The organism is Actinophytocola sp. (assembly GCF_035712165.1).
In the GTDB taxonomy this organism is placed as follows: Bacteria; Actinomycetota; Actinomycetes; order Mycobacteriales; family Pseudonocardiaceae; genus DASYTH01.
Genome location: NZ_DASTBH010000054.1, coordinates 1 through 12,172, shown reverse-complemented (window position 1 = coordinate 12,172; position 12,172 = coordinate 1). Strand labels below are relative to the sequence as shown.

At 71.7% G+C, this 12,172-nt stretch carries 10 protein-coding genes; 5 read left to right on the top strand and 5 right to left on the bottom strand.

Features of this window, described 5'->3' with window-relative positions; genetic code table 11:
• Window positions 1–147: 147 nt before the first annotated feature.
• The 3 genes from hrpB (at window position 148) to VFO68_RS02625 (ending at window position 3,603) form a co-directional block, all read left to right on the top strand.
• On the top strand, window positions 148–2,613 hold the full coding sequence (gene hrpB, locus VFO68_RS02635) for an ATP-dependent helicase HrpB (RefSeq protein ID WP_325156505.1): 2,466 nt from the start codon (window positions 148–150) through the stop codon (window positions 2,611–2,613).
• A 96-nt stretch (window positions 2,614–2,709) separates the two neighbouring features.
• Complete coding sequence (locus VFO68_RS02630; RefSeq protein ID WP_325156504.1) at window positions 2,710–3,063, top strand: transposase; 354 nt, start codon at window positions 2,710–2,712, stop codon at window positions 3,061–3,063.
• A 99-nt stretch (window positions 3,064–3,162) separates the two neighbouring features.
• On the top strand, window positions 3,163–3,603 hold the full coding sequence (locus tag VFO68_RS02625; RefSeq protein WP_325156503.1) for a hypothetical protein: 441 nt from the start codon (window positions 3,163–3,165) through the stop codon (window positions 3,601–3,603).
• Here VFO68_RS02625 and VFO68_RS02620 read toward each other — a convergent pair.
• The 4 genes from VFO68_RS02620 to VFO68_RS02605 are packed head-to-tail and all read right to left on the bottom strand — an operon-like array spanning window position 3,576 to window position 8,627.
• Window positions 3,576–5,195, bottom strand: coding sequence for an ABC transporter ATP-binding protein (locus tag VFO68_RS02620; RefSeq protein WP_325156502.1), 1,620 nt, complete (start codon window positions 5,193–5,195; stop codon window positions 3,576–3,578). The genes VFO68_RS02625 and VFO68_RS02620 overlap by 28 nt on opposite strands.
• Window positions 5,192–6,064 carry an ABC transporter permease gene (locus VFO68_RS02615; protein ID WP_325156501.1) on the bottom strand — a complete coding sequence of 291 codons (873 nt, stop codon included), beginning with the start codon at window positions 6,062–6,064 and terminating at the stop codon, window positions 5,192–5,194. The genes VFO68_RS02620 and VFO68_RS02615 overlap by 4 nt, the downstream gene beginning before the upstream one ends.
• The gene (locus VFO68_RS02610) at window positions 6,061–7,041 is read right to left on the bottom strand and encodes an ABC transporter permease (RefSeq protein WP_325156500.1); all 981 of its coding nucleotides are present in this window, start codon (window positions 7,039–7,041) and stop codon (window positions 6,061–6,063) included. The genes VFO68_RS02615 and VFO68_RS02610 overlap by 4 nt, the downstream gene beginning before the upstream one ends.
• Complete coding sequence (locus tag VFO68_RS02605; RefSeq protein ID WP_325156499.1) at window positions 7,038–8,627, bottom strand: ABC transporter substrate-binding protein; 1,590 nt, start codon at window positions 8,625–8,627, stop codon at window positions 7,038–7,040. The genes VFO68_RS02610 and VFO68_RS02605 overlap by 4 nt, the downstream gene beginning before the upstream one ends.
• Window positions 8,628–8,766: 139 nt before the next feature.
• On the opposite strand from VFO68_RS02605, the gene VFO68_RS02600 reads away from it, so the two are divergent.
• Entirely contained in the window at window positions 8,767–9,663 is an 897-nt protein-coding gene (locus VFO68_RS02600; RefSeq protein ID WP_325156498.1) for an ABC transporter substrate-binding protein, read from the top strand.
• 52 nt (window positions 9,664–9,715) lie between these two features.
• Window positions 9,716–11,206 carry an MFS transporter gene (locus VFO68_RS02595; protein ID WP_325156497.1) on the top strand — a complete coding sequence of 497 codons (1,491 nt, stop codon included), beginning with the start codon at window positions 9,716–9,718 and terminating at the stop codon, window positions 11,204–11,206.
• Between the two features lie 61 nt (window positions 11,207–11,267).
• Here VFO68_RS02595 and VFO68_RS02590 read toward each other — a convergent pair.
• Window positions 11,268–12,172: SDR family oxidoreductase (locus VFO68_RS02590; RefSeq protein ID WP_325156496.1), on the bottom strand; the 905-nt coding region annotated here is incomplete at its 5' end.

The window sequence follows — 12,172 nt, the reverse complement described above, 5'->3', positions numbered from 1 at the left end:
CGCAACCAGGACCGGGCCAGTAGCGGCGCCGCGTTGTCGACCTCGACGCGCCACGGCGCAGCCGACGGCGGGAACGGGATGGGCTGTGACGCCGGGTTCCACCGCCACCCGCGGCTGGTGGTCCGGGTGGTGCAGCACACTGGTGTCGTGGACCTACCCGCCTCTCTGCCTGATCTGCCGGTACGGGCGATGGTGGGTGAGGTCATGGCCGCGCTTGCTGAGCGAGGCGCGGCGGTGTTGGTCGCGGCGCCGGGCGCGGGGAAGACCACGGTGGTCCCGCTGGCCATGGCGGCCGGTATGGCCGGTCGGATCGTGGTCGCCGAGCCGCGCCGGCTGGCCGCGCGGGCCGCCGCGGCCCGGATGGCCGACCTGGTGGGGGAGCCGGTGGGCGCCACCGTGGGCTACGCGGTGCGCGGCGACCGGCGGGTGTCCAGGGACACTCGGATCGAGGTGGTCACCTCGGGGTTGCTGGTCCGGCGCTTGCAGTCCGACCCGGAACTGTCCGGTGCGGACGCGGTGCTGCTCGACGAATGCCACGAACGGCATCTGGACGCCGACCTGTTGCTGGCCCTGCTCCTGGACATGCGCGCGGGATTGCGACCGGATCTGCGTCTGCTCGCCACGTCGGCGACCGTGGCCACCGACCGGCTCGCCGCGTTGCTCGGCGACGGCACCCCCGTACTGCGGGCCGACGTGCGGTCCTTTCCGGTCGAGGTGACCTACACGCCGCCGGCCCGAACCGAACGCATCGAGGGATGCGTGGCCCGTACCGTCCAGCGAGCGCTGTCCGAAACAGGCGGTGACGTCCTGGTCTTCCTGCCCGGTGTCGCGGAGATCAACCGGGTCGCCGCGCTACTCGGCGGTCTGACCGTGCTGCCCCTGCACGGACGGCTGCCCGCCGAGCGGCAGGACGCGGCACTGCGGCCGGGCGCCGGGCCCCGGGTGGTGCTGGCCACCGCGGTCGCCGAGTCCAGCCTCACCGTCCCGGGAATCCGCGCGGTCGTGGACGCCGGACTGGCCAGGGTGCCCAGGATGGACCATCGCCGGGGACTGGCCGGGCTGATCACCACCAGGGTGTCGGCGGCCGTCGCCGAGCAACGCGCCGGGCGCGCCGGGCGGCTGGCACCGGGCCGGGTCTACCGATGCTGGCCCGAGCACGAGCACGCCACGCTGCCCCGGTATCCGGAACCGGAGATCAGGACCACCGACCTGACCAGGCTCGCGCTGGAACTGGCCTGCTGGGGCACACCGGACGGCGCCAGCCTGGCCTGGTGGGACCCGCCACCTGCGGGCCCGCTGGCCGCCGGCCGGGAAGTACTCGCCGCGCTGGGCGCCCTGGACCGGGCCGGCGAGATCACCGAACGCGGCCGGCGCATCGCCGGAATCGGCCTGCACCCGCGGCTGGCCAGAGCACTGCTGGACGGCGCGGACACGGTCGGCGCCAGGTCCGCGGCCGAAGTGGTGGCATTGCTCGACGATGACACCCTCGCCACCGGCACCGACCTCGAGGCGGCGGTGCGACGGCTGCGGGCCGACGACCACAGCGACACCGCCCGCCGCTGGCGACGCGAGGTGCGCAGACTCTCCGCACTGGTCGCCGACCGATCCAACCCAGAACATCCCGACCCGGCGATGGTCGTGGCGTTGGCCCACCCGGAGCGCCTCGCCCGGCGGCGCGCCACCGGGTCGCGCGTGTACCTGATGGCCGGTGGCACCGCGGCCGAGACGGACGGCGGCACCGACGCCGAGTGGCTCGCCGTGGCCAGCGTCGACCGCGACCCCGCCCGCGCCCACGGCAAGATCAGGTTGGCCGCCCGGGCCGACCAGCGGCTGGCCGAACGGGCCGCCCCCGCGCTGCTGTCCACTGTGGACGAGGTGCGGTGGGCCGACGGCGACGTCCTCGCCCGCAGGGTCGACCGGCTCGGCGCGATCGTGCTGCACGAACGGCAACTGACCCAACCCAACCGCGCGGACCTGCACGGCGCGCTCCTCGCGGGACTTCGCCGGGAAGGCCTGGGCATCCTGCGCTGGACCACCAGCGCCACCCGCCTGCGGCAACGGCTCGCGTTCCTGCACCGAACCCTCGGCCAGCCATGGCCGCCTGTCGACGACCAGACCCTGCTGGACACCCTGGACTCCTGGCTCGGACCCGACCTGGCCACCGCACGCCGCCGCGCCGACCTGGAACGGATCGCGATCCACGACGCGATCTCCCGGCTGCTGCCCTGGCCGGCCGCCACCCGGCTCGACGAACTGGCCCCCGACCGGTTCACGGTGCCCGCCGGCGCACACATCCGGATCGACTACTCGACCAGCCAACCGGTCCTGCCGGTCAGGGTCCAGGAAGCCTTCGGCTGGACCAACACCCCCACCATCGCCGGCGGCCGGGTTCGCCTACTGCTACACCTGCTCTCCCCGGCGGGCCGACCCGTCGCGGTGACCAGCGACCTCGAATCCTTCTGGCGAGACGGATACCAACAAGTACGCACCGAACTACGCGGCCGCTACCCCAAACACGCGTGGCCCACCGACCCCACCACCCAACAACCCACCGAGCCAAGAAATAAGGGTCGCCACCGCCCTGGCCGCGATGACCGGCCAACCCACCCCTGATGACGTGCCGAGGCGGCCGCGCCGCAGGCGGCCACCGGCCGCTCGGCGCGTGTCCCCAACTAGGCTTTGTCGAGACAGTGATGGTGGAGGCGGGCGATGGCGTTCGAGCGGAAGTACAGCGATGAGGTGCGTGCTGCCGCTGTGCGCCGGGTGGTTGAGCGCCGGCAGGCGGAGGCGGGGAACCGGTCGATTCTGCGCGAGGTGGCCGAGGAGTTCGAGGTCGGCGAGCAGTCGCTGCGGATCTGGGTGAAGCGGCTCGACGACGGGATGTTCAGTGCGGGGGATGCGGCCAGGTTGCGGCAGGCGCCACGGGAGCGGTTGCTGGCGCGGATCGCCGAGTTGGAGGCCGAGTTGGAGTCGGCGCACGAGACGATCGGGGCGCTCCGGGAGGAGATCGAGGTCCTGAAGAAGGCCTCGGCGATCTTCGCGGCGGACCTGGCCAAGCGCTGAGCGCCGTCCACAGTGTCCAGATGGCGGTACCGCTGTCTCCGGACCCTGCCGCTGCCGCAGACTTGGCGGTGTCAAGCGCACCGCCTGGTTGGAGCACAGATGACCGGATACGACTACATCAGTGCCATCACCGGATGCACCACACCGGTTCGGGGCCGGTTCGCCGTGCGCGGGCCGGCGTTCGAACTGCTCGCGGACGCCTCGGTCGGCACCGGGGGTGCCGGCAGGGCGCCGGGTCCGCTGGACCTGCTGGTGTCCGCGCTGGTCGTCAACCTGCTCAACGTACTGCGCGCGGATGGTGATCCGGACGCGGACAACCCGGGCGCCCGCGCGGTGCGGGTTCGGGCGCGTACCTCGCGCTACACGCGGAACCGGCTCAAGGTCGGCCGGGTGCTGGTCGAGGTGATGGTCGACGGGTTGGCCGGGTCGGAGGTCGAGGTCCTGCTCGAGCAGTACCGCGCCGGCTGCCGGGTGCTGCCCGCCGTGTCGACCGTGCTGGACGTGGACATCCGTCACACGGCCAGCAGCGCCTTGGTGTAGCCGTCCCGGGGCGACAGGATCACCTCGGCCGTCGGGCCCTGCTCGACGATCCGCCCGGCGCGCATGACCGCCACCCGCGCCGCGACGTCGGCCACCACCGCGAGGTCGTGGGTGACCAGAAAGTAGGTCAGTCCCAACGCTTGCTGGATCTCGGTGAGCAGCTCCAGGATCTGGGCCTGGATGGTGGCGTCCAGCGCGGACACCGGCTCGTCCAGGACCAGCAGCCGCGGGTGCAGCGCCAGCGCCCGGGCGATGGCCACCCGTTGCCGCTGGCCGCCGGACAGCTCGCGCGGTCGCCGGTCCAGATAGGACCGGGGCAGGTGGACCAGGTCGAGCAGCTCGTGCACCCGGGCCAGCCGAGCGGCGCGGGTGCCGGCCCGGTAGGCGTCCAGCGGTTCACCGATGATGCCGCGCAACGAAAGCCGCGGGTTCAGCGACTCGAACGGGCTCTGGTAGACCACCTGCATGTCGCGCCGCAGCGCGCGCAGCTCGGCCCGGCCGAGCGAGGACACGGTGCGACCGAACACCCGTACGGTGCCCCGGTCCGGGCGCACCAGGCCGAGGATCAGCCGGCCGGTGGTGGTCTTGCCCGAGCCGGACTCGCCGACCAGCGCGAAGGTCGTCCCGGGCGGCACGGTGAGCGAGATGCCGTCGACCGCCTGGGTGCCGCGTTTCGCGGTGCCGAACCGCTTGGCCACGGCGTCCAGCTCGACCGCGGGCGGTTCGGCGGGCTCCGGGACCGCGGGCCCGACGGGGGCCCGCCGCCGGTAGGCCTCGGCGATGCTCCGCACCCGACCGTGCGCCACCCGCGCGGAGCTGGCCAGCAGGGCCTGGGTGCCGGCGTGCCGCGGGTCGGCGAACACCTCGGTGACCGGGCCGGACTCGAGCACGCTGCCGCCGCGCAGCACCACCACGTGCTGCGCGTGCCGGCTGGCCAGGGCGAGGTCGTGCGTGATCAGCACGACCGTCGTGTCGTGCCGGGTCCGGGCGGCGTGGATGGCGGCCAGCACCTCCTGGCCGACCAGCACGTCCAGCGCGCTGGTCGGTTCGTCGGCGATGACCAGCTCGGGCCGCTGCGAGAACGCGATGGTCACCAGCACCCGCTGGCGCATCCCGCCGGACAGCTCGTGCGGGTAGCGGGCCAGCAGCGGCTCCGGGTCGGTGAACCCGACGTCGCGCAGGTCCTGGCGGATCCGCACGTCCACCTCCGCCGGCGGCAGCGGGGAGCGGGCCAGCGTGAACGCCTCGCGCAGCTGGGCGCCGACCGTCTTGGTCGGGTTGAGCGAGGCGATCGGATCCTGGGGCACGAACCCGATGTGCCGGCCGCGCAGCGCGCGGAACGACCGGTCGTCGCGGCGCAGCACGTCCTCGCCGGCGAACTCGATCCGGCCACCGAGCACCTGCCCGGTGCGGGGGAGCAGCCGCACGACGGCGTGCGCCAGGGTGCTCTTGCCCGAGCCGGACTCGCCGATCACCGCGGTCACCTGGCCGCGCGGGACGTCGAGGGAGACCGCGTCCAGCGCGGTGTCCGGGTCGCCGGGCGCGCGCCGGTAGGCGACGGTGAGGTCGGTGACCCGCAGCAGCGGTGTCATGCGGGATCCTCCTGCAGCAGGTAGGCGATGCGGCTGAGCAGAACGACCACGGCGGTGAGCGCCAGGCCCGGGATGATCGCCACCCACCAGGCGTGCGCCAGATACTTCTGGCCGCCGGCGATCAGCACGCCCCACTCCGCCGACGGCGGCGCCTCGCCGAAGCCGAGGTAGCTCAGCGAGCCGATGGCGAGCATGGCCAGGCCGAAGTGCAGCGCGGTGTAGGACAGCACCGGGTGGTAGCTGCTCGGGATGATGTGCCGGGTGACCACCCGCACCGGGCCGGCGCCGCAGGTGCGGGCCGCCTCGACATAGGTCAGCGTGCCGGACTGGATCACGCAGCCACGGATCAGCCGGGCGAAGCCGGTGGCCTCGCCGATGCCGATGGCGATGGCCGCGACGAACGCGCCGCGCCCGTAGGTGGTGATCACCGCGAGGGCGAGCAGCACGGCCGGGATGGCCATGATCGCCTCGGTGATGATGCCCAGCCCGCGGTCGACCAGGCCGCCCGGCCGCAGCCCGGACAGCACGCCGATCACCGCGCCGCCGGCCAGGGCCACGGCGACGGCGAGCAGCGCGGAGAACAGCGAGATCGGCAGGCCGTGCACCACCCGGGAGAACAGGTCGCGGCCGATCTCGTCGGTGCCGAACCAGAACTCGCCGGTTGGCGCGGTGAACGGCAGGCCGTCCAGCTCGTACGGGTCGTGCCAGGTCACCAGGTCGGGGGCGAGGGCGACCAGCACCAGGAAGGCCAGCAGCACCAGATGGACGTGCAGCTCACGGACCCGCCGCCGGCGCCGCCCGGGGGATGCGGGCAGCTCCGGGGCAGCGGCGACCGGCTCGGCCACCGGGCCGGTGATCACGCCGGTCATACCGCAACCTCCGTCGAACGGCGGCGCAGCCGGGGATCGAGCAGCAGGTAGCCGATGTCGACCAAGGCGTTGATCACGACGTAGGCCACGGCGAGCACCACGACCAGGCCGAGCACCACGGTCAGGTCGACCGCCTTGACCGAGTCGACCATCAGCCGGCCCAGCCCGACCCGGGAGAACACCATCTCGACCACGACGGTGCCCCCGAGCAGTTGCCCGATCCGCAGCCCGAACACCGCCAGGAACGGGAACGAGGCGTTGCGCAGGCAGTGCCGGAACAGGATGCGGAACCGGCCGGCGCCCTTGGCCGGCGCGGTGACCGCCGCGTACGTGCTGCCCAGCTCCACGCGCAGGCTGCTGATCAGCACCTGGGCGAACTGCGCCGAGCCGAGCAGCGCGAGCACCGCCGTCGGCAGCACCAGCGAGGCGGCGCCCTGGCTGCCGCTGGACGGGAAGGCGCCCAGCGTGATGGCGAAGACGTAGACGAACAGAATGCCGACCCAGAACACCGGCAGGCTCACGTAGGCCGACGGCACCAGCGAGGCCAGCGAGCGGACCAGCCGGGAGCGCGGGGCGACCGCGAGCACGGCGAGCAGGAACCCCAGCGGCACCGAGACGGCCAGGGACACCGCGGCCAGTATGAGGGTGTTCGGCAGCACCTCGCCGATGAGCTGGGTGACCGGCTGCTCGGTGACCAGCGAGTGGCCGAGGTCGCCGCGCAGCAGTCCGGTCACCCCGGTCCAGTACTGGGTCCACAGGCTGCCGGACAGGCCGACCTCGTCCCGGAGCAGGTCCAGGTCGAGGCCGGAGACGTCGGCCGAGCCCAGCGTGTCGGTGGTGCCGATCCGGGCCAGCACCGCGTCTCCGGGCAGCACGAACAGCAGGAAGAACGAGGCGGAGTAGGCCGCGAGGATCACGACGGCAGCGTGCGTGAGCTTGCCGGCCACCACACCGGCGAGGCGCGGGCCGCCGGTCATCGCTTGTCGATCCAGGCGTCGCCCAGCCACGGGAGGTGCGTGGCCTCGAGCAGCGGCAGGTGGGTGCTGTTGCGGTAGGCCAGCGGCTGGATGAAGTCGTACAGCGGGATCCAGTACGCCTGGTCGAGGATGATCGCCGAGGCCTGCGCGGCGGCGGTCCGGCGCTTGGCGATGTCCGGCTCGGCCAGGATCCGCTCGAAGATCGTGTCCAGTTCGCGGTCCACGCCGGCGTAGGTGGAACGCAGCACGTCGGCGTCGGGTCGGGTGCCCGAGCCCCAGGAGAACGCGTAGTTGCCGGACTGCAGCCGCTGGTTCAGCTCGGCCTGGGTGAGGCTGCCGAACTTCAGCTCGACGCCGATGTTCTTCCACTGCGCCTGTACCACGGCGATGTTCGGCTCGTGCGAGATCGTCGACGGGCTGTAGACCAGGGTGAACGACAGCCGGGCACCGTCCTTGGCCCGGACGCCGTCCGGCCCGGGCCGCCAGCCGGCCTCGTCCAGCAGCCGCTTGGCCGCCTCGACGTCGGTCCTGATCTTGTCGGACTGGTCGGTGAAGTAGGGGTTGCTCGCGGTGTAGGCGCTCTTCGGCGGGACGTCGATCGCCGAAGCGCGCTGCAGCACGGCCGCCCGGTCGACGGCCAGCGACAAGGCCCGCCGGACCCGCACGTCGTCCAGGCCGGGAACCTTGACGTTGGCCGCGAACCCGAGTGCCGACCCGGGCAGCGGCTGCCGCCGGATGGTGATCTCCGCGCTGTGCGCGAACTCGGTCTTGTCCGCCGGCTCGGTGTTGTGCAGCAGGTCCAGGCCGCCGGACCGGAGCTCGGCCGCGGCGATGCTGTTGTCCTGGATGTTGTGCACCTCGATCTTGTCCAGGTAGGCCGGGCCGTGGTTGCCCGCCGGTGCCGGCGCCCAGGCGTAGTCGTCCCGGCGGACCAGGGTGTAGCCCTCCTCGCCGCGGCTCTCGGCGGCGACGAACGGGCCGGAGCCGACGATGCCCAGACCCTCCTGGCGCTTCTCGAACGGCAGCCGGGCCGTGGCCGGCGCCACGATGCCGAGCACGGTGGTGGATGCCGCCTGCAGGAACGACGAGTTCGGCTTGGCCAGGTCGAACACCACGGTGTAGGGGTCCGGGGTGCTGATCTCCTTGAGTGCGCCGATCCACTGGTTGGCGACCGCGTACTTGGCGCCGCCGTCGCGCAGCGCCTGGTAGCTCAGCTTGACAGCGGCGGCGTCGAGCTTCTCGCCGTTGCTGAACGTGACGTCCTGGCGCAGCGTGAAGCTGTACCGGGTGGCGTTGTCGTTGACCTCCCACGCGGTGGCCAGCCACGGCGCGAAGGTGCCGTCCTCGTTGTTGAACACCAGCGAGTCGACCAGGCTGCGCACCGGCACCGCCAGGCCGTAGCCGGTCGTCGTGGCCGGGTCGAACGACTTGCCGCCGCCGGCGGCCCGGTACTTCAGCACGCCGCCCTTGACCGGCGTGCTGCTGGCGCCGGTGCCGGCCGCGCCGGTACCGGTGGCGCAGCCGGAGAGAACGAGGGCGGCCGAGATCAGGACGGTGAGCGATGTCAGGGGGGTTCGGCGCTTCATGCCGGAGACGTTAGATCTACCGTCTCTCGTAGTGGATAGCGTCTCGACATATGAAACTTCTACTGTCGTCAGCTTGAAAAATCTACTGTGAGTCGCGATAGCTCGTATAACTTCTAGTACCTGTTGGCGAGGAACCCGCATGCCGAAGATCAAGATCGAGGCGACAAGCGCCGTCTTCTACCTGCCGTACTACGTGGCCGAGGAAGAGGGCTACTTCTCCGACGAAGGGCTCGACATCGAGCTCATCCGCTTCCGGCCCACCGACGAGACCGGGCTGCGGTTCATCGAGGACCCGCGCCGGGTGTCCTCGTTCAGCAGCTTCAAGCTGTTCGAGGCGGGCGGGTCGCAGCTGTACAACGCGTGCGAGTGGGGCCAGCTGCGCCGCTCCCAGGACAGCCAGGTCAACGGCAAGGTGGTGGCCCGCCGGGCCGCGGTCGCCAGCCAGGCGATCATCGTGCGCCCCGACTCGCCGTACAACATCCCCGGCGACCTCGCCGGCGTGCGGGTCGGGGTCAACTTCCACCACGGCTCGCACTATCTCGTGTTGCAGACGCTGGAGGGTTTCCTGCCGCGCGCCGACATCAACCTGGTCGGGATCAAGGGCAAGGAGCGGTTCGAGGCCCTGCGGGACGGGGACATCGACGCCGTTGCCGTGATGGAGCCGTGGATCACGGTGGCCGAGAAGCAGGGGTACAAGGTGCTGGCGGAGGCGCACTACTACGGCGCGGAGATCGCCAACGACACGCTCGACGCCGAGGCGTTCACCCGGATCAACCGGGCCGTCACGCGCGGCGTGGACCGCATCCACGAGGACATCCGGCCGTACCTGAAGTACTTCATCGCCCAGGCGGCGCCGGTCGCCGAGCTGGCCCCGGAGGACTTCAAGCTGGGCCGGCTGCGCTACATCCACCCCGGCCCGTACCCGGAGGACCAGTTCAACCGGACGCTGGACTGGGTGGCCAGCTGGGACCTGATCGACCCGGACAACGAGTTCGGCAACCTGGTCGACTCCACCAAGATCCTCCAGGAGGCCTGAGCACCGGCGAACGGCGGCGCGGCAACGGTCGCGCCGCCGTCGCGGGTCCGCCATGACCGCCACGAACCGCCGCGCGGTCCTGCTGCTGTGCGGCAGCACCGCCGGCTTCCTCCTGCTGGACATCCACAAGGTGTCCATCGCCGTCCCGTCGATCGAGCGGGCCCTGCATCCCGGACCGGCCGGAATCCAGCTGATCCAGGCGGCCTACGTCTTCTGCTTCGCGGTGACCCTGGTCCCGGCCGGCCGGATCGGCGACGCGGGCCGCCGGCTCGCGCTCACCTACGCGGGCATGTACCTGTACCTGGCCGCCAGCGTGCTGTGCGCGCTCGCCCCCGGCGCCGGCGCGGTCATCGCCGGCCGCGCCCTGCTCGGGATCGGCGCCGGGCTGCTCATGCCGCAGCTGATGGGCATCGTCCAGCAGCTGTTTCCCGCTCCGGAGCGCGGAAAGGCGTTCGGCGTCTACGGCATGTGCGTCAGCCTGGCCACCGCGCTCGGGCCCAGCCTCGGCGGGCTGCTGCTCACCACGCTCGGCTGGCGGGGCGTGTTCGTGATGAACGTTCCGGTCGGCGTCGCCATCCTGATCGCCGCGCACACCCTGCTGCCGCCGGTCGGCCGGGACCAGGGCCGCCGGTACCGGCCGGACATCGACGTGGTCGGCCTGGCCTTCGCCAGCCTCGCCCTGGTCGCGCTGCTGACCCCGTTCATCTTCACCACCGGACGTCCCGGCGACGCCGGCATCCGATGGCTCGCCCTGCTTCCGGCGGCCGGGCTCGCCATGCTGTTCGTCGCACGCAGCCGCGCCCGGGTCGCCGCCGGCCGATCCGGCGTGATCGACCCGGACCTGCTGCGCATCAGGTCGTTCCGCAACGGCGTGCTGGTCTCGCTGACCTGGTTCGCCGCCGGTCCCGGTATCGCCCTCGCCCTGACCATCTACCTGCAGGAGGCCCGCGGCATCACGCCGTTCCTGGCCGGCCTGGTGCTGCTGCCGTCGTCGGCCACCTCGGTGCTCGGCGCCTGGCTGGGCGGCCGCTACGTGCTGCGGCTCGGCCGGGTGCTCACCGCGACCGGCATGGTGCTGGTCCTGCTGGCCACCCTGGCCACGCTGGCGGTGCTGCACGGCGACCTGCCGACCGCCGCCGTGCTGGCCGCAATCCCGGTGCTGCAGCTGTTTTACGGCCTCGGCGGCGGCCTTGTTGTCTCTCCCAACCACTCCATGACCCTGATGGACATCCCGCCAACCCAGGGCAGCGCGGCCAGCGCGATCGGCCAGCTCGGCCAGCGGGTCAGCAACACCGTCGGCGTCGCGACCGCATCGATGGCCTACTACACAACGATCTACGGCGCCGGCTTCACCCTCACCGCCGCCCCGGCCGCGCTGCACCGCGACGCGCTGAACCGGGCCACCCTCGTCGCCTGCCTCTTCCTCGGCACCGCCCTAGCCGTCGCCCTCATCGACCTACGCCGGCAAAAGGATCTGCTGGACGGCACCCGGTTCCGGCGCAATGCCGAGCGGATCGCCGAAAACGGGGGAGTACGACCATGAGCATTCGAGGCGCCCCCACACCCGCCGCGGCGGTGGCCATGCTGACCACGACGCTTGGCGGTCATCCTTTCTTGAAGGCTTCGCGACGCATCAGTTGGAACAGGGTGGGGGTGCCCTCGGTGGTGGTGACGGCGACGGTCTTGCGGAGGAAACGGGTGTCGGAGATCTGTTCGAGCAGGCTCGCGGCGAGGTCGGCGCGGCTGGTGAAGATGCCTGGCGCTTGGTTCTCGTGTAGTGCGTAGCTGGTCACGGCGGGCGCGTCGAACAGGCCGGAGGGCCGCATGATGGTCCACTCCAGGTCGCTGTCGCGCAGGTGTTGTTCCATGCGCCGCATGTCGGCGTAGGTGGTCTTGCCGATCGTCGCGGTGACCATGGGTTGCAGGACCCGGTTGAGCAGGAAGCCGCCGTCGGCGTGGTGGTGTGGCTCGGTGGCGCTGGAGCTGACCGCGACCACCCTTTTGATGCCGTGCTGGGACATTGCGGTGGTGATGGTGCGGATGCCGTCGCTGTAGACGGTGATCGGTTTGCGGGTGAAGGGCACGCCGAGCGTGGACAGCACCACGTCGGCATCCTCGATGGCGTGGTCGACGGCGGAGGCGTGGTGTACGTCGGCCGCCACGACGCGCAGGTGTTCGTGCGTGATCGGAAAGTCGGCTGGTCGGCGGGTCACGGCGGTCACGGTGTGACCGGCGGCCAGCGCCTGGTTGGTCAGCAACCGGCCGGTGGCACCGTTGGCGCCGAAGACGGTGATCTTCATGATCGAGCTCCTTCTGATTGGCCAGCTTGCCTGGCAGGGCGCGACCGCTGGGACTGTCAAAGTCGCGATCGGCTGATCCTCGACCGATTCGTTGATCACAAGCGGGAAGCCGGCACCGGACGGCCGACCCGCGACGAACCCCTTCGCATGACGGTACGCCCGTCCTGTCCCTGCGACTGGCACACGAACGGAAGGGGTTCGTATGGCGG